Raw genomic sequence first — 17,178 nt, 5'->3', positions numbered from 1 at the left:
ATGGAGCGCCCCCCGGTCAAGGGGGCGAGGCGGGGCGATCCGGGACCGTTCGGGGATCGGGTGCTCGCAAGAGGAATGCAGCGGTGAAGGTGCCACTGCGTTCCTCGTAGGGTCTGGCCCGATCGGCGCCTTCAGCCGACAATGGAGTCGGAGAGCGCCTTGACCGAGACCCTTCGCACCCGAGCCTCACGCACCGCCCATTGGATCCGCAGCTCGGAGGGCCTGGCCGCCGCCGGGGTCGTCCTGGGTCTGGTCGCGATCGAGCTGATCGGCCGCCGGCTGCCCGCCGAGTGGTCCCTGGTTCCGGCCTGGGTGGCGTTCATCGCCCTCTTCCGCGCGCTTCAGGGGCCGGCCCTGGGCCGGCTCTTGCGCTGGCCGCGGAGCCTGACGGCGCGCCTCGGCATTGCGGGACAGCGCACCCTCAGTCGCCTCAGGTCAGCATCGTTCCAGGGCGGTGCCGACCTGCGCGGAGTGCCCGAGTTGCCGCGGGCGGTGCCGGGGCTCTTGATCGCGACAGCGGTGGCGCCCTGGGTCGTGGCGGCCTCCTTCCTGCTGGCTTCGGACCTCCCGCAACGCTTCGCGGCCGATCTACACACCCGCGTCTTCCTGCTGCACGCGCTGCTCGTGGGTGGCGTCTGGATCGCCGCCGCGGCGCTCACTTGCGGCTTCGCCGTGCTGACCCTGGGCACCATCCACGACGGCCTCTACGAGCCCTTGCGCCGCCGCGGAAGCCTGAGGCCCGAGCAGGAGCACGCCCTCCAAGGCGGGTTGGTCCTGGGTTGGAGCGCCCTCGCGCTCTTCAGCCCGACGCCGTGGATGGTGCTGCTCGGACTGTGTGCGGCGGCCCTCGCCCTGGGCCTCTTGAGTCTGCCAATCGGGGTCGATCTGCAGGTGGCCTGGAACACGGCAGCCGAGGCCAGGCTGCGAACCTGCTCGTTCCTGACCGCTCTGCGCCTGCGGACCCTGGGCGGGATCGGCTGTGCCCTGGCCGTGGTACTGGCGGCCCGCGGCGAACCCGCCACCCTGGGCACGATCGCCATCCCACCGCTCACCTTCACCGGCGGAATGGGAGCCCTTCTGGCCGGTTGGGGGGCGGCCGCGGCGCTGGCGGCCCTGTCGCTGACGGCGCAGGTCACTGCCGCTCGCTGGAGCTTCTCGCGGGCCCGCCGCGCTCCGGTCACCCTGCGCGCCGCGATGCGTCCGCCCCAATCCGGGCGCCTGGCGAATCGCTTGCGACAGGTCGACTTCGGCCTCCAGTGGGGACGGCGGCGCCGCCGCGCCGGTGACGTGCGCGTCAACCTCGGAGAGGCCCAGGAGCTGGCCCTCGCACCGCACCCGCGCGAGCGGATGACCGCCGGGGCCGGGCCGGACGAGCCCGGACACGCCCCTCGCCGACGATCGGCCCGGCTGCACCGCCGCAGCCTGCTGTTCGGACTTCGGCGCGCCTTCAGCGCCGCCCGCGCCCAGGCCACCCCGCGAGTCGACGGCTTCTGGGTCGGTCCCTGGCACTGGTTCGAGCGCGCGGTTTGGTCGTCCGGGGGCGAGGAGGAGGGCACCGCGCGCTGCTTCGACAGCGACCTCGGTCCGACCTACGCCACGGTCCTGGACTGGCGCTCGCGGGCCTACATGGCTCAGGTCTGCCGTCGCCTCGAGGTGGACCACATCTTCGTCGAGCGCGGCGTGTCCGTGGATTCGCTGATCCGCACGGTCGAGATGCTGTTCGAGCTCGACGACCTGTTCGGCGGCAGCACCCGGGCCGAGGAGCGGCACTTCCGCGGCATCCCGGGCGCGCAGATCCTGATCCACGAGCAGCCCGGCGAGCCGCGCTGGCTACCGCGGGGGTTCCCGGACACGGACCACGATGAGCTGGCCCGGGCACGGATCCTGCACCTGTTCCGCGAACGAGGGGGCCAGCACGAGCGCTCCTCACCCAGGACGCCCTCCCGCAACGTGCCGCTGATCGGCAGTGGTCGCTAGCGAGCTTGACCCGACCGTGCCCGGTTGCCGATCCTGACCCCGAAGGCCCCTGCGCCTCCCCTCCACGTGGACAACCCCTTCCAGACCGCCGTAAAGATCCTCGCGATCGTGCTGCTGTCGCCGCTCTGGCTGCCGGTGCTCAAGACCCTGTACCAGGACGTCGAGGCGGCCCTGTGGCGTGAAGGCGGGCTCTTCGGTCGCGAGCCGACCGGCGAGCGACTGCGCGAGCTGGAGCAGAAGTACGCCGAGTACGAGGATCCCCTGGTCAGCGTGCCCAAGCAGGGGCGGCGCAGGTCGGGCCGTTGAGGCCGCGGGCGCGATCGATTCGCACTCGTCGGCCGGCGCCGGTCGGTCCGCACTGATCGGTCCGCACTGATCTGTCCGCACTGATCGGTCCGAGCGTGGCGAACCTCACCGAGCGGATCGCCGGATCGGCTGAGACCCCGTCGCCCCCCTGCCTCGGATCTCGAAGAGACCGAAAAGGAGCTGCCCGCCCGATCTGCACGAGTCCTCCACAGCGGTTCCAGGGCCCTCGCGGGCCCATCGGGCGGCCCGCACGGTGGGCCCAGTCCACGAGCAATCGGAACCGGGTTCAAGAACCCTCTCGGTGGCCGCCGAGGAATGGGTTCGATCGGGCTTCGACCCGACGGGGAAGACAATCACATGCGGGGCGTTGGCAACGAAAAGAATCGTTGCGAGCAAGCGACGGTCACGCGGAGGGGTCGAGGGCAGTGTGGTCACACACTGCTCGAGGTCACCATCGCATTGAGCGTCATGATGCTCGCGGTAGTCGTCTACAGCCAGGCGATCACCAGTGGCATCGGGAGCAACAGGGGTCTCGAACAGAGTTCCCGTGCCCTGGCGGCTGCGAGGGCCCAGGTCGAGGCGCTGCGAATCGAGGACTTCGCCGACGTCTACGCCCTCTACAACTCGGATGCGGCCGATGACCCGGGCGGGGCCGGCACAGCACCCGGTTCGGGCTTCGCGGTTCCCGGCCTGGATCCGATCCCTGGAGATGCCGACGGCGTCGCGGGCGAGATCCTCTTCCCCGAAGGTCCAGTGGGACTCGGAGTTGACGGCCTGCGCGAGGACCTGACCACAGGTGGCTTCGGACTGCCCTTCGACCTCAACGGCGACGGGCTGGTCAATGGTGACAACGTGGCGGCGGACTACCGCCTCCTGCCCGTCTGTGTGCGGCTGGAGTGGCGCGGCCCCTCGACCAACGAGAGTCTGGAGGTGCGAGCATGGCTCTCCGCCGATTGATTCGCGCAGGCGCGGCTTCCGGGTTCAGCATGATCGAAATGCTGTTCGCGATCTCGATGCTGGCTGTGGTGCTGATGGCCGCGACCAGTGTGGGCAAGCGCGGTGGCGCCGCCTACGACAGCTCCGCGGTCCGCACCCAGCGCGAACAGGACACCCAGCGCGCCCTCGAGCGAGCCTTGGCTGCGCTGACAGGGGCCGCCTCGTCCACCTTCACTCCGACCGCCACCGGCAATCTGGGTACCTCGGACCTCAGTTTCCGCACGCCCACCGCCATCGACGCCACGGGCATCACTTGGAGCGCGCCCTCGCGGCTGCGCCTCGAGTACGAGCCCCAGGAGAGCGACGACGGCACGGACGAGGATGGCGACGGCCTGGTCGACGAGATGCGCCTGGTGTTGATCACCGACGAGGGCGAGGCCAATCAGCGCATGACGATCCTGATCGACGGGGTCGCCGAGCTTGGAGAGGGTGAGGCGCTCAACCTCGCCGACGACGACGGAGACGGTGTGACCGACGAGCCTGGGTTCTGCATCCAGCGTGTCGGTGACGTGCTCTTCGTCCAACTCCGGACCATCGGTTCGGTGGACGGCGCGCCAACGCTCAGCGTGGCGCTGGAGTCGAGGGTCGAACTTCGCAACTGACGACCGGGGGGTCATCGTCATGCAACTCGAAATCAAAGCGCCGCAAGCGGCGCGCAAACAGGAGGGCTCGGCCCTCGTCGGTGTGGTCGTGGTCATGGCTGGGCTGGCCAGCGTCTCGCTCGCCGTGGCCCAACTCGGGCTCTCGGCCCGCAGCGAGCAACGCGGTCACCTGGCCCGGGTGAACGCCCAGTACGCCGCGGAGGCAGCGCTGGCTGCGTCCATGGCGGACTTGAACGGCGGTGGCGACGGCAACGTCTTCACATCGAACTCCCCCTTGAGCCTGGGCGGGGCTACCGCTTTCGTCCAGGTCACCGCGGTGAGCTCCGGGCAACGCAACGTCGTCGCATCGGGGGCCCAGGGGCTCGCGGACATGGGGCTCGAGGTCGTGCTGACCCAACAGGCCCAGAGCGTCTTCCAATTCGCCGCCTTCGGCGACGAGTCGATGACCCTCGACAGCAACGCTTTCGTGGACAGCTACGACGCGTCCGCCGGGGCCTACCTCGCCCTCAACGGAACCGGCGGTGACGCCTACGCCAATACCGAGGGCAACATCGGCTCCAACGGCGACGTGGATCTGGACCAGAACTCGACCGTCTTCGGCGACGCCCAGTGCGGGCCCACGGCGACGACCACGGTCCTGGGCAACGCCGAGGTCAATGGCAGCACGTTGCCCGCCAGCGCGACGGTCACCATGCCCTCGATCGACGTCCCGATCGTGCCCGACGACGGCACGATCGCCACGGGCACGAACACGTCCACCACGATCACGTCCGGCGACCACGGATACTCCGCCTTCTCGGTGGGTAAGAACGCGATCCTGACCATCATTGGCCCGGCGACCCTGGTGGTCGACAGCTTCGAGGTCAACTCGGGTTCCAGCGTGCTGATCGACGACACCGGTGGACCGGTCGAGATCTATGTCCGCGGCGACTTCATCGTCAACAGCAACACGCTGATCGCGTCCCTGGACTTCGAGCCGGCGGATCTCTCGTTCCTGCTGGAGTCCGACAACATCATCGCGCCTGACGTGGTCGAGGTGGACCTGGACGAGGTCGACTTCGACTCCAACGCGAAGATCTACGGGACCATCCTCGCGCCCAACGCTGCCATCTCGATCAACAGCAACTTCGAACTGTTCGGGGCCATCGCGGCCAAGCAACTGCACCTCGACAGCAACTGCAAGATCCACTACGACGAGAGCCTGGCCGACATGAGCAACTCTTCCGAGAACACCTGGACCACCGTCGGCTACCGCGTGCGTGGCGCCCTTTGATCCGCCTAGCAGCCCCATGACGTCCCCCAGCGCACTGTCCCGTCGTCTCGTCGCCACCCTGCTGGTCGCCGGCTGCTGGTCGACCGTCGCACAAGTCGGCGCCGCCGACTCGAGCACATCGTCCGCCGTCGACACGCGGACGGCCCAGGCGGCCCTCACGCCCCACGACCTCGAGGTCCTGCGGGTGCTGCGGGCGCAGCGGGAGGCGGGGCACTCGATCGACGCGGGGCTCGCGCTGGAGTTGACGACCCTCTGTGCTGACGACCCGCGCGCCGCGGTGCGCGTACTCCTCGACGGCAACTTGCCGGCGACCGAGGTCGATCCCCAGCCCCAGGCGATCAATCGCTACCAAGAGTCCATGGCCCTTGCAGCCCTGGCCGCCAGCGACCGGGGTCGTGTGCGATCCGCCCTGCCCCCGGCCGCCCAATGGACCGAGGCGCTGCAGCCCAGGCTCGTGCGGATCCTGGGTGCATGTAGCCAGCCGGAGACCATCGGCGACGTGGTGCGCGCCGCGAAACCGGAGTCCCTCGAGCCTGCTGGGATCGCGGTCGAGGACGTCAGCCGGGCGACGCGCGACGCCCTGCGCGCCGCGATTGGCCAGGTGCTCGGGCGAGGGCTGGGTCATCTGGATCGCCTCGAGGCCGAACTCGCTGGCCTGAGCGACCACCTGGCCCTCTCGGTCCTGGCCGGACTTGGCGATGTCGGATCGGGCGCGGCCCTCCCCCTGCTGTCTCGACAGCTCGCCCAGCGCTCGAGCGTTCAGACCGCGGTGCTCAACGAGATCGCACGCTGCGCGCCGTCGGTGGACCGACGCCTCGACGACGAGGTAGCCCGCGCCGTGCTGCGTCTGCTCGACCCGCAGGACCCCCACCTCAGCACCGCCGCGATCCGCGCCCTGGGGGCCCTGCGTTCCCTGGACGCCGTGGACGACCTGGTGCAGCTCCTGACCAGCGACGGCGATCTCGCGGAGCAAGCGCACCGCGCCCTGGTCCAGATCAGCGGATCGTCACTCCCGGCCAACGCCGACCTGTGGCGCGAGCGACTCGAAGTCGAGCGCAACTTCGAGAAGCGCGGCTTGAACAGTCACCTGCATGCCCTCCAGGATGCTTCGATCGGCGACCTGGCCGCCCACCTGCGGGCGCTCGATGGGCACTTCATGGCCCGCGACGCGATCGCCGAGCAACTCTCGTTGCTGCTCCTTCGCGACGAAGTCCTTGTGCGCCGCGCCGCCTGCGTGTCCCTCGGTCGAACAGGCTCGGTCCAGGGCTTGAAGCCGCTAGCGGCGCTACTCGACGAGTCCACGGGAGTCGACAACGACTTGGCCGGGCAGGCCCGCGATGCACTGATCTCAATCGCGGGGACCGACCTCGGCCCAACCGCCGGCGATTGGCTCGACTGGCTCAGCGAACAGGCGCCTCAGCGCTAACCCGGTTCGGTTACCAGGATCCGCGCCCAGCACGCCCAAACGGCGGCCTACGGCCGCCTCTCGCCCGCTGACGGCACCTTGCGAACCGACCCCGTCGCGGGCGGGGCATGAAGCCTCAGCCGCGGGGGCTCGCTCCGCAAGGTACCGCCAGCGACCGAGTTGGACGCGCTGGACCCGAATCCTGGTGACTGCACCGAGCTAGTGTCCTGGAACAGAAATTCGGCGTCACTGCCCGGAGGTCCGATCGATGCTGGCTAGGAGCGCCGACGACGCGTATCCGCTGCGATACTCGGAGGAGGCACTGGCGACGCCAGCGGCGATCGGAGCCCGGGAAGTGACGCCGAATTTCTGATCCAGGACACTAGTGGGGTGAGTCAAAGCTTCGACTCATTTGTTTGCCGTGAACGAATGGCGTTCGCTGTGTCGCAGTAGCGGCGGAGGCTGGCGAAGATCTGGTCTGCGGTCTTGGTCCAGACGTACGGCTTCGGCTCGTCGTTGTGGGCATCGATGAACGCCCTCACGTCCTTCTCGAGCGCAGCCGTACTTCGATGGACGCCGCGCTCAGTCACTCGCCGGGAGACGATCGAGAACCAGCTCTCGACGAGGTTGAGCCAGGACGACGTCGTCGGCGTGAAGTGCACGTGAAATCGGGGTCGGCGTAGCAGCCACCGCTTCACGGCTGGCGTCTTGTGCGTGGCGTAGTTGTCCATCACGAGGTGGACGTCCAGCTCCTTGGGCACGGACTGCTCGATCTCGCCCAGGAACTTCAGGAACTCCTTCGACCTGTGTCGACGGAAGCACTTGCCGATGACTCGCCCCGTGGCGATGTCGAGCGCTGCGAACAGCGACGTCGTCCCGTGGCGCACGTAGGTATTCGAGCGTCGCTCCGGGTGCGTCGGCGTCATCGGCAGCAGGGGCTGAGTGCGATCCAGTGCCTGCATCTGGGACTTCTCGTCGACGCAGAGCACGAGCGCATTGTCCGGAGGGCTCATGTACAGGCCCACGATGTCCCGGACCTTCTCGACGAACTGAGGGTCGCGGGACAAGGAGAAGGACTCGCTGCGATCTGGACGAAGGCTGAAGGCCTTCCAGATCCGCGCCACAGCGCTCTGAGACAATCCGAGCTCGTTCGCGACTTGGCGGGAGCTCCAGTGGGTCCCGGTTTTCGGCTTACGGTGGAGCGTCATGTCCACGACGCGGGCGACATCGTCATCTGAGACGCTCCTCGGCCGTCCAATCCGAGGCTCGTCGTACAGCGCGTCCAGACGCTCCTTCACGAATCGGCGACGCCAGCGACCAACGGTCTGAAAGTGCAGCCCCAACTCGTCGGCGACATCGGTATTGTCCAGCCCCTTCGCACAGCGAAGGATGGCGCGCGCCCGCACCGCCACTGCCGCAGGCGTCGAGCGACGCCGAACCAGCCGATTCAACTCCGCGCGCTCCTGCTCGGACAACACGAGCTTCGCCTTCGGCCGTCCCATCTTGGTCGTCATGATGCAACCATCGGCGCGGCCGAGCCCGACTTGCCCGAAACTTGCAACTTATTAGTCGAATCTTTGACTCGCCCCACTAGCCAGCATCGATCGGGCCTCCGGGGAGTGACGCCGGATCTTCCGATCCAGGACACTAGGGGATCAGACCTTCGATCCAGAGATCGACTTCCGCGGCGCACGCGGATTGGAGCGACTCCAGATCGACGACCTCCTCGCGATCAAGACAGGCCTGGGCAACCCACCCATCGCCCGCATAGAACGAGTTCGCGATGGTGTTGTTCGTGGCTGCCGAATGCACGCGCAGCTCCGGAATCGTGACGTACTCGAAGACGTCGTAGCGCCCGCTCGCCAGCTTGCGGTCGAGCGCCCGGTACTTGGCCAGCTCAATCTGACGCTGGGCATCCGCAACATGGCCCATCGTGCTCCTGGCCCGCTTCAACAAGGCCTCGATCTCGTCCGAAGTGAGCGCCGGGTCGCGCTGAAGGAAGACCACCGTCAACCGGTCTCGCAAGCTCTGCGAACTCGCCCCTGAAATGGCCTTCTTCGCTAGGTTCTCATGGGTAGCGCCCGATGCGAGGGCGAAGTGCTCGAGCATGCACGCCTCTGCTCTCGGCTTCACCTCGTCCCAGGGCAACTGGGTCTCCATTGGACCGTCCAAGAAAGCCGGCTTTGCAACGCCGTCGAGATCGACGCCTGGATAGACCTTTGCGAGGTACTGCCGCATGGACACGAAGGTCGGCGCCTCTTGATCCGCGCGAAGGCTCGAATCGACCCAGCTCGCCGGTGGATTGCGCACGGATCCCTCCTTCAAGCTCGATGGGCTCGTCAGTATTTCGACGCGCGATCTCGCGGCGGTCGAAAAAGCGGCAGTCGATGTGGCCGGAGACGGTTCGCTCCGATCCAGTCCGCTCCAGCAGACGAAGAGCAACATCCCGATTACCGCAAGAGCCTTCGAAATCAGTCCCATTGCTATTCCTCAGCTGTCTCGCAGCCCGCGCAATAGGCGATGACGAAGAGCGAAGCGCCACCAACGTTGATCTCGAAGTTCAAGTTGGTCCCGCACGAGAGGTCGGGTGGAACCCACCCGAGCGCGCCGTCCTCGATCTGAGTGGCCACGTCTCTGCAGACCTCGTTCGACTCGGACGGAGGAGGGCCCTCCAACCAGAGTTGCTCGCATTGCTGCACGGCAGTGGGGCCTGTGATCCCGGTGACCGTCAGCGTGCCGCCCAATCCACAGAACCCGATTGGACGGCAGGTGTCACTGCATCCGCCTCCGGTGATCTCCAATGTGCCGTAGACGTTGAGCCCTCCACCAGGAGCCCAGATCTGACTTCCGAGATTGCCAACGCAACCGCCACAGTCCAATCGAGCACCAGTGGCCACGGGTTGGAGCGGCTCGGCACTCGCGGAGACTCCGGAGCACAACAAGATTCCTCCGACGACAGCTCCCCAGCCCGCAATCCCCTTGTCTATTCGACCCAGCATCTTTCCAAGCTCCTCCCTCTGGACCTAGTGAGCGATCACAACAAGACAGCAGCCCAAGCGGCAAGGTCGGGCTCCGGACTCGTCCTGGGAATCAGGCTAACCCCCGCTCCCCGATCATCGCAAGGTCGGAGGGTGTCGCACCAAGTTCGAACCTCGATTGAGCCGCGAACCCGTCAACCATTGGCTACGGTCCCAGAGATGTAAGTCGAGGCCACCCATAACCGTTCAATGACATCGGCACCAACCCGCTCGACCCGTTGCATTTCTTCGCGATCTGCGCCCGATTGGATTCTGCGGGACGCTCGGGGCAGCCTCCGCCGCGAAGTCGAATCCCAATCCACTGGCTTTGGTGTAGATACATCCCAGCGCGAACCAAGTGCCCCGACCACTCGCATTGCGCTGACGGGGCCAGTCCCGGCCGAAGCTCGCAGGTAGCCGCGGGGGGGGGCGGTCAGGACCTACCCGACCGGGCTCCCAGGGGAGATCGGTGGATGTCCACCTCGAAGCGAGTGTGGGGTGAGTGAGGGGAATCGAACCCCCGACCTCCGGAACCACAATCCGGCGCTCTAACCGACTGAGCTACACCCACCAAACTCACAGGATCCCGACGCTGCCATGGGGCATTCGGACTCGGAATCTCGTCGACCACGCGGCCGCTAGGGCCGGCGATCGAGGCGGCAGAGCATCCGGATCCCCAGAGGCTGTGTCAAGACCTCCTGGAGCGGCTGGAGCCGGCCTCCGGCCGCGAGGATGGGGTGCTCGAGCGGGCCGGGGTGGCGCCGGGGTGGCGCCGGGGCGTCGCCGTGTCGGCGCGCGGAGTCCGGTCGGCGACGTCGGCGGTCGACCCCAGCGAGGCGCCGATCGGCCGCACCCGGCGATGGGCACCTGGGCCAAGGGACCCGGCGTCCGGAGCGGGTGCCGCGGCGTGCCCGGTGCCGATTGCGGGCGGGACAGGCCCCTGCCGGCCGCTCGGACCTACGGGACGTGGAACCCGGCTACCGATAGCGGCTAGCCTCCGGCGGCGCGGGTGAGAACCGGACTCCGGGTCCGGTCGCCGACGTGCCACCGCCCCCCCCGGCCGATTCCCCATGCTCGATCGCAATCCCCGCCTCCGTCGCCTGGCAACCTCACTCGTCGTCCTCGCCGTGGTCGGATCCGCCGTCGGCTGCTCCGCGCCGAGCCTGAGGTTGACGCCTCGCGTCGCCCAGATCGGTCTCGGCGGCGACTTCGGCGCGTCGGTGGGCGGTACCGAGACCCCCACGACGGTCGACAGCCTGGGCTTGAACGAGGAAGAGACCGAGTTCATTCCGCGAGCCGACCTCGAGTTCGGACCGCTGATCTGGACCCTGGACTACGGCTCGCTGGCCTTCACGGGATTGGGCACTGCGACCGCCGCGATCACCATCGACGGGGTCGAGATCGAAGCCAATGGTGAAGTCGCCTCCGAGATCGAGATGTCCCTGCTGCGCTCGATCTGGACCTGGGACCTCTTCCCGGGCGAGGCGGTCGAGTTGGGCATCGGCTTCGGTGTGGCGGTCGCCGATGTCAGCGTGCTCTTGGTCGACCCCAACCCCGACGTCGGGGATGCGAGCCAAGCGAGCGCCGAAGAAACGGTGCCCCTGCCCTTTGTCGCCCTGCGCGGCGGCGTCGAGCTGGGTCCGGTGGGCCTCGAGGCCCTCGCGGCTTACATGGACGTGAGCGTTGAAGACGTCGACGCCACCTACTTCGACCTCGACGCCAACGCCTACTGGCAATTCATCGATCAGGCCGGAGTCGGCGCACGCCTGGTCGTGGGCTACCGCCTGATTGACGTCGCCGCCAGCTTCGACGACGGGGCCGACGTGGTCGACGCCCAGTTCGACTTCTCAGGCCCCTACGTCGGCATCTCGCTGACCCTTTGATGACCTGGGCGGCCGACGCCGCCTGACGGGTTCGGTCGGGGGGCGGTCCTGGCCCCCATCGGTCGCCAAGATGCAAGCACCTCGGGGCTTCATCTGTGGCCAGGGGCCGCCACTCCCCCGCTCACGGCTCCCCCCAATCCGACCCGTCATCAGTGGGCCCGAAACCTCGTCTGCTGGGGCGGTCGGTCCACGGCGCACGGCCGTCCGACGAGTTGGACGCACTGGCCGCAGATCCGGGCCACCGCTGGCGGCTAGGCTGGGAGGCCATGGAATCGCGACTCGACCCGTTTCCCCAGCGCTTCGACCGCCAGGTCCGCTTCGCCGGTCTTGGCATCGAGGGCCAGACGCGGCTGGCGCAAGCGCGGGTGCTCATGGTTGGCTGCGGTGCACTCGGGGGGTCCCTGGCGCTCTACTTGCATCGCGCCGGCGTGGGCGAGTTGCGGCTGGTGGACCGGGACGTGGTCGAGCCCACCAACCTGCCTCGTCAGGTGCTCTTCGACGAGCGGCATGCGAGTGAGCGGGTGCCGAAGGTCGAGGCCGCGGCCGAGACACTGGCCCGCGGCGGTGGTCCGACCCGCGTCGTCCCCCACGCCCGCCACTTGGATGCCCGTCTGCTCGACGAGCTCGGCAGAGACGTGGACCTGATCCTGGACGGAACCGACAACCTGGCCACGCGCTACCTGGTCAACGACTTCGCCGTGCGCGACCGGATTCCTTGGATCTATGGCGGCGTGGTCGGCGCGGGGGGGATGGTGATGCCAATCGTTCCGGGACACGGGCCGTGCTTGCGTTGCCTCTTCCCGCAGCCGGCGCCACCGGGGAGCCTGGAGACCTGTGACACCGCTGGGGTGATCTTGCCGGCGGTCGCTGCCATCGCAGCGCTGCAGGCAGGCCTGGCTCTGAGACTGCTGGGCGCCGACGAGCAGGGGCGCGCGAGCTTCAAGCCCGCACTCGTCCAGATCGACGTCTGGCGCGGCGAGACCCATCGGATCGAGGTAAATCGCCAGACTGACTGCCCCTGCTGCGGCGACGGGCAGTACGAGTTTCTCGAATCGGCCGAGCTACAGGAGCCGACGGTCTTGTGCGGCCGCAACACAGTGCAGCTCCCGGCCTCAGCGGTACGTCCGGACCTGACGGCCCTCGAACAGCGGCTGGAGCGGGCGGGAGCTCGCAGCGTCCGCCGCGCCGGCCCCCTGCTGCGCTTTGGCGCCGAGGAGTGCGAAGTGACCCTGTTCGGCGATGGCCGTGCCCTGATCGAAGGCACCGAGGAGCCGGCCCGCGCCCAGGCCATCTACGACAGGTTCTTGGGGGCCTGATGACGGCGGTCGACCCGCGAGTAGTGATCCTCGCCGCGGGGGCGTCAACCCGTCTCGGCGAACCCAAGGCTCTGGTCGACCTGGGAGGGCGCTGCGCACTCCGGCGGCTGGTGGCCGCCGCCGGCGGGAACGAACCGGCCTTGCTGGTGACCGGCGCCCACCACCGCGAGATCGCAGCCGCGGGTCTTCCGGGTCTGGAGCTGCTCGAGAATCCCGCCTGGGCCGACGGTCGTACCGGAGGGTTGTCCCTGGCGGCCGCACACCTTCCCGGCCGGGATCTGCTGATCGCCCCGATCGACGTGCCCATGGTTCCCTCCGAGGTCTTCGTCGCGCTGCGGGCCGAATGGCACAGGGCGCAGCGCCCACCCCGAGGCTGGCTCGCTCCGAGCACCGGCGCCGCGCCGGGCCGGCCGGGGCACCCCATCGTCGTCGGCCGGGAGCTCGCCGCCAAACTCGGTGGGTTTCCGCCAAGCGCGCCGTTGCGGAACCTGCGAGACCTGGCACAGCCGCTCTGGATGGTCGATACCGGCTGCGCCGAGATCCACGACGACCTCGACACCCCAGAGGACCTCGCAGCCTTGCGGGCGCGCCTCAGGAGTCGTCTCTAGTGTCCTGGATCAGGAGTTCGGCGTCACTTCCCGGAGGTCCGATCGATGCTGGCTAGGCGCGCCGACGACGCGTATCCGCTGCGGTACTCGGAGGAGGCGCTGGTGACGCCAGCGGCGATCGGAGCCCGGGGAGTGACGCCGAATTTCTGATCCAGGACACTGGCCCGAAGCTGCCACCAGGATTCGGGGACAGCTTTTCCAACCCGTCGGCTGACGGCGCCCTCTGGAGCGAGCCTGCGCAGGTGGGACTCCCCCCCCCGCCCAGGATCGGTCGGCTCGCAAGGTGCCGTCAGCGGGCGAGAGGTGGCCGAAGACCGCCGTTCGGGCGTGCAGGGCACGGATCCTGGTGACCGTTGCGGGTTGGGACCCGGCGCGGGCCGCCAGGGGCCCGATTGGCTGCTTGGGCTCCAGCGCCCTGCGCGGGACCGCCGATACCTCCCGCGGTCCCATCGGCATGGGGTCGGTCCGTCCGTGGGCAGTCGGCAGCACGCGGAGGGTCGGCGCCACCTGTGGACCAGGAGTCCCAACCCCCATGAGTTTCCAGGGCGACGTCGCCGGAATCGGTCTCGGCGAACTACTTCAGGGCCTTGCCCGAGGTGGCAAGGACGGTGTGTTGACGCTGTACGGCGACAACCTCGCGTCGGCCATCGGCCTCAAAGAAGGCCTGCTGTACCTCCTCGAGTCTCCGGAGGAGTCCGACGACGAATGGCGTCGGCGGACGGACTGTGCCTGGGCCAATGCTCCGGACCCCGATCTGGACCTGGCACGGCGGACCGCGATCGCGCGCGCGGAGCGGATGGAGTCCGTCTACCAGATGCTGGAGGCGCCGAACCTCCACTTCCGCTTCGAGCCGGGTCCACTGCCGCTGCCTCGCAATGCGCGGCTGCGTCGGGGAGCGGTCTACTCCCTCGACGGCCACAGCAACGAGAACAGCCCCTGGGGCGTCGGCATGGGCGTCGAGTCGGTGCTGCTCGAGCACGCCCGCATCTCGGACGAAGCTGGAGGCGCCGATACCTGCCAACGCATCGACGTGCCGATCATCGTCGAAGGCGTCGACACGGCCCGCGAACTCCACGGATTCCTCGCCCAGTGCGACGGTCACTCGACCATTGGCGAGATCGCCGACCGCCTCGCCTGCCCCGCCCGCCAGTGCCTCGGTACCGTCTCCGGACTGATGAAGGTCGGGGCCCTGCGCCTCGCGACACCGGGCGAGCTGCTGACGCTGACCAAGCTCGAGCTGGACCAGGTCCGCTTCGAGCGAGCCGCCAACCGTACGCGCGGATGGCTTCGCAAGACTCCGCCCGGCCCGCCCACAGCCTCCGACGGCGACCGCCTTCTGACCCTTTGGGAGAGCGGGCAGCTGGGGAACGTGCTGCAGAGTCTCCAGCCGTCCACCGCACGCCAACTGGTCCGCAAACTCGACATCGTCGATCCGGAGCTGGAGCATCAGCTGGACCGTTGGGAGGATCTGGCCCGCTACCACACTGGCGACACGATCACTCGCTTCCGACGGGGCATCTTGCGCGCTGCGGCGGTGACTAGTGGGATCGAGGTCGAGGGCGGCGCCCACGACCTCGTCATGGAGTGCCTGCGTATCGCTCGCGGCTTCGCCGAGAAGCAGACCGGCTCGCGGGCGCGTTCGATCCTGAGGGTGGCGGCCTCGACCCAGCCCGAGGCACACCAGGTGCGGGTCGAACTCGGCGCGCGGATGATCGAGCACGGACTCCGCGCCGAAGGCGCTGCATGGATGCTCGAGGCCGCCAAGGCCCTTGTAGCGGACCAGGACCTCGATCGCGCTTCTCAAGTCCTCGGCCTGCTCCTCAAGGGAGTCCCCGAACACCGCGAGGCCCAGCAGCTCCTGACCCAGACGCGGGGCGTTCTGGCGCGCGCGAAGAAGCGCAAGCGCCACGGACTCGTCGGCCTCTCCGCAGCCCTGGCCATCTCGATGGTTGCGTTCGTGCAGTTCCACGCGAAGCAGGAGCGCGACCGACGGTTCCAAGAGGTGACGGACTCGATCGAGAATCCGACCCACGCCCTGGCACTTCTGACCGAACACTTCGAGCACGACTCGTCGGACCGGATCGTGGCGCTCCGCTCGGCCCTGGAGCAGCGACAGAAGGACCTCGATCGGGTCCGTCGTGACGCTTGGGAGTCCAAGTTCGACGCGATCGCGCGCGAATGCGCCAAGGGCGATCCGCTCGAAGCCTATGCCCTGCTGACTTCGCTCCCCCAGCCGCCGGTGATGGAGAGTGGGTTGGTCGTGCCTTGGGGCGACCCCGCCGAACTGCTGGCCGGATTGCGGATCCGGCTGGAGAAGGACCGCGACGCGATCCCGGCTGGCATCGAGGCCACCGCGGAGCAGATGCAAGCCGAGGCTCGGCTGATCCAGGCCGCCGGCGAGCTGAAGGTCGAGGTCGCCGGTGAGAAGGGTCCGGCCTTCGAGACCTTCGCCAAGGACGTTGCGGCGCTTCACGCGTCCCTGACCAAGCGACGCCAGGCCCGCGAAATCGCCCAGGCGGCTTCCGTCGAGCGCGACAAGCAGGCTCGCCAGGACCAGCTCTTGGCGTCGGCGCGCTTTTTCAAGGAATCGGCCCAGCTCGAGGACGCGGTCGCCACCTACGAAGAACTCCTGGCCGGCGACGAGAGCGGCGAACTCGAGGACCTTCTCGCCCGCGAGGTCGACGAGGCCCGCGAGCAACTCGAGGGTCGTATCGCTGCCCTGGCCCACGCCCAGGCCGGTCGGCACCAGGAAGCCATCGACACCCTGGACAAGGTCGGGCTCGACTCGCAGCGCACCAAGCTGCCCTGGCGCATCGACTCCGTCCCGACTGGTGCGACGGTGACCATGGACGATGGCTCCACCCACACAACCCCCTTCGTCCTCGAGACTCCGGTCGGCCAGCAGCTCCAACTGCACTTCGCCCTGGCCGGCTGCGAGGACCGCTCGCTCGGAGTCGACCGTCCGGGCGACGTCACCATGGCGATGCACCGGGCCCCCGAGCGCCAGTGGTCCGGAGCCCATCGGATCGAGGCCGTGCCGGTGGCCGTGGGCGAAGACCACGTGGTCGCCGATCGCGGCGGTCGCCTCGTGCGCCTCGGTGCGGACGGCGTTGCCCGCTGGGAGGTCGATCTCAAGACCCTGGGCGGAATCGGACGCACGCCGCAGTTCCTGGACCAACTTCCGGGCCACCTGCTGATCCTGACCGAGGACGGCGACGCCTGGCTCTGCAACGCGGAGAACGGGGACCTCGAAGGCCCGGTCTCGATCGGCGCGCCGGTCTTGGAGGGTCCCTACCCGGTGCTCGGCAAGCTGGCCGCGGTCTTCGACAACGGCACCTACGCCGTCTGGGAAGATGGCCTCGAGCCGTCGATCTATCCCCTGTCGTCCCGCTCCCAGGCGGAGGTTCCGCGTTCTTCTCCCTACGGCGAGGGTACGAGCAACGTCGTCGTGCTGCGCTCGGGACGTGGTCTGGATCCGGAGCTCGACAGCCCCTGGAGCACCTGGCGGGTGGAGATTCGCGAGAAGCATTACCTGGTCCGACGGGGTGGCGACGATGGCGTCCAGTTCACCATCCGCCGCGACGGCGAGTGGGCCTTCCTCGCCTGGGAGTCACCGAACATCTTCATGCCGGGTGGCCGCCTGTGGGTCAGCGACGGAGCCGGCCTGCGGGCGTTCATGCCCGAGGCCAGCCCCGCGCCGACCATTCAGATTCAGCCCGCGGAGGACGAATGAAGAGCACAGGCCCGAGTCCACTCATCACGCCGTCCTGATCGAAGTTCCCAGCAGGCAGATGC

Annotated in this window: 13 protein-coding genes and 1 tRNA gene; 10 read left to right on the top strand and 4 right to left on the bottom strand. The window is 68.4% G+C overall.

The genetic code is table 11. The annotated features are described in order from the left end of the window. Window positions 1–159: 159 nt before the first annotated feature. The 6 genes from Pla133_RS11640 (at window position 160) to Pla133_RS11615 (ending at window position 6,580) form a co-directional block, all read left to right on the top strand. A complete protein-coding gene (locus Pla133_RS11640; protein ID WP_145065353.1) occupies window positions 160–1,977 on the top strand; it encodes a hypothetical protein in 1,818 nt (605 codons plus the stop codon). Between the two features lie 66 nt (window positions 1,978–2,043). Continuing rightward, on the top strand, window positions 2,044–2,283 hold the full coding sequence (locus Pla133_RS11635; protein WP_145065351.1) for a hypothetical protein: 240 nt from the start codon (window positions 2,044–2,046) through the stop codon (window positions 2,281–2,283). Window positions 2,284–2,742: 459 nt separating this feature from the next. Continuing rightward, the gene (locus Pla133_RS11630; RefSeq protein WP_419192399.1) at window positions 2,743–3,240 is read left to right on the top strand and encodes a hypothetical protein; all 498 of its coding nucleotides are present in this window, start codon (window positions 2,743–2,745) and stop codon (window positions 3,238–3,240) included. Next, on the top strand, window positions 3,222–3,881 hold the full coding sequence (locus tag Pla133_RS11625) for a prepilin-type N-terminal cleavage/methylation domain-containing protein (RefSeq protein ID WP_145065347.1): 660 nt from the start codon (window positions 3,222–3,224) through the stop codon (window positions 3,879–3,881). Before Pla133_RS11630 ends, Pla133_RS11625 begins: the two co-directional genes overlap by 19 nt. Before the next feature lie 19 nt (window positions 3,882–3,900). Next, the gene (locus Pla133_RS11620; RefSeq protein ID WP_145065345.1) at window positions 3,901–5,154 is read left to right on the top strand and encodes a DUF7305 domain-containing protein; all 1,254 of its coding nucleotides are present in this window, start codon (window positions 3,901–3,903) and stop codon (window positions 5,152–5,154) included. Window positions 5,155–5,170: 16 nt separating this feature from the next. Beyond that, window positions 5,171–6,580 (top strand): hypothetical protein, encoded by a 1,410-nt coding sequence (locus Pla133_RS11615; protein ID WP_145065343.1) that lies wholly within the window; start codon window positions 5,171–5,173, stop codon window positions 6,578–6,580. 374 nt (window positions 6,581–6,954) lie between these two features. Here the strand turns inward: Pla133_RS11615 and Pla133_RS11610 are convergent, their stop codons facing one another. The 4 genes from Pla133_RS11610 to Pla133_RS11600 all read right to left on the bottom strand — a co-directional run bounded on the left by Pla133_RS11610 (window position 6,955) and on the right by Pla133_RS11600 (window position 10,147). Next, complete coding sequence (locus Pla133_RS11610; protein ID WP_145070866.1) at window positions 6,955–8,061, bottom strand: IS630 family transposase; 1,107 nt, start codon at window positions 8,059–8,061, stop codon at window positions 6,955–6,957. 145 nt (window positions 8,062–8,206) lie between these two features. Then, window positions 8,207–9,040 (bottom strand): hypothetical protein, encoded by an 834-nt coding sequence (locus Pla133_RS11605; protein WP_145065341.1) that lies wholly within the window; start codon window positions 9,038–9,040, stop codon window positions 8,207–8,209. A 2-nt stretch (window positions 9,041–9,042) separates the two neighbouring features. Next, window positions 9,043–9,189 (bottom strand): hypothetical protein, encoded by a 147-nt coding sequence (locus Pla133_RS26205; protein WP_419192398.1) that lies wholly within the window; start codon window positions 9,187–9,189, stop codon window positions 9,043–9,045. A gap of 881 nt (window positions 9,190–10,070) precedes the next feature. Beyond that, a tRNA-His gene (locus Pla133_RS11600) sits at window positions 10,071–10,147 on the bottom strand. Window positions 10,148–10,646: 499 nt separating this feature from the next. On the opposite strand from Pla133_RS11600, the gene Pla133_RS11595 reads away from it, so the two are divergent. The 4 genes from Pla133_RS11595 to Pla133_RS11580 all read left to right on the top strand — a co-directional run bounded on the left by Pla133_RS11595 (window position 10,647) and on the right by Pla133_RS11580 (window position 17,116). Next, window positions 10,647–11,459, top strand: coding sequence for a porin family protein (locus Pla133_RS11595; protein WP_145065339.1), 813 nt, complete (start codon window positions 10,647–10,649; stop codon window positions 11,457–11,459). A gap of 266 nt (window positions 11,460–11,725) precedes the next feature. After that, on the top strand, window positions 11,726–12,775 hold the full coding sequence (locus Pla133_RS11590) for a ThiF family adenylyltransferase (protein WP_145065337.1): 1,050 nt from the start codon (window positions 11,726–11,728) through the stop codon (window positions 12,773–12,775). Further along, a complete protein-coding gene (locus Pla133_RS11585; RefSeq protein ID WP_145065335.1) occupies window positions 12,775–13,383 on the top strand; it encodes a nucleotidyltransferase family protein in 609 nt (202 codons plus the stop codon). Before Pla133_RS11590 ends, Pla133_RS11585 begins: the two co-directional genes overlap by 1 nt. A gap of 532 nt (window positions 13,384–13,915) precedes the next feature. Continuing rightward, complete coding sequence (locus Pla133_RS11580) at window positions 13,916–17,116, top strand: DUF4388 domain-containing protein (RefSeq protein WP_419192397.1); 3,201 nt, start codon at window positions 13,916–13,918, stop codon at window positions 17,114–17,116. Window positions 17,117–17,178 lie beyond the last annotated feature (62 nt).

The organism is Engelhardtia mirabilis (assembly GCF_007748095.1).
Taxonomy (GTDB): Bacteria; Planctomycetota; UBA1135; order UBA1135.
Note: the sequence above shows the minus strand (reverse complement) of the source record. Positions and strands in the feature narration are given on the sequence as shown.

Excerpts from the sequence above, each read along its gene's own strand:
- Pla133_RS11590 (WP_145065337.1), top strand. The coding sequence starts at position 11,726 with ATGGAATCGCGACTCGACCCGTTTCCCCAGCGCTTCGACCGCCAGGTC.
- Pla133_RS11610 (WP_145070866.1), bottom strand. The coding sequence starts at position 8,061 with ATGGGACGGCCGAAGGCGAAGCTCGTGTTGTCCGAGCAGGAGCGCGCG.
- Pla133_RS11605 (WP_145065341.1), bottom strand. The coding sequence starts at position 9,040 with ATGGGACTGATTTCGAAGGCTCTTGCGGTAATCGGGATGTTGCTCTTC.
- Pla133_RS11615 (WP_145065343.1), top strand. The coding sequence starts at position 5,171 with ATGACGTCCCCCAGCGCACTGTCCCGTCGTCTCGTCGCCACCCTGCTG.
- Pla133_RS11620 (WP_145065345.1), top strand. The coding sequence starts at position 3,901 with ATGCAACTCGAAATCAAAGCGCCGCAAGCGGCGCGCAAACAGGAGGGC.
- Pla133_RS11585 (WP_145065335.1), top strand. The coding sequence starts at position 12,775 with ATGACGGCGGTCGACCCGCGAGTAGTGATCCTCGCCGCGGGGGCGTCA.
- Pla133_RS11595 (WP_145065339.1), top strand. The coding sequence starts at position 10,647 with ATGCTCGATCGCAATCCCCGCCTCCGTCGCCTGGCAACCTCACTCGTC.
- Pla133_RS11625 (WP_145065347.1), top strand. The coding sequence starts at position 3,222 with ATGGCTCTCCGCCGATTGATTCGCGCAGGCGCGGCTTCCGGGTTCAGC.
- Pla133_RS11580 (WP_419192397.1), top strand. The coding sequence starts at position 13,916 with ATGAGTTTCCAGGGCGACGTCGCCGGAATCGGTCTCGGCGAACTACTT.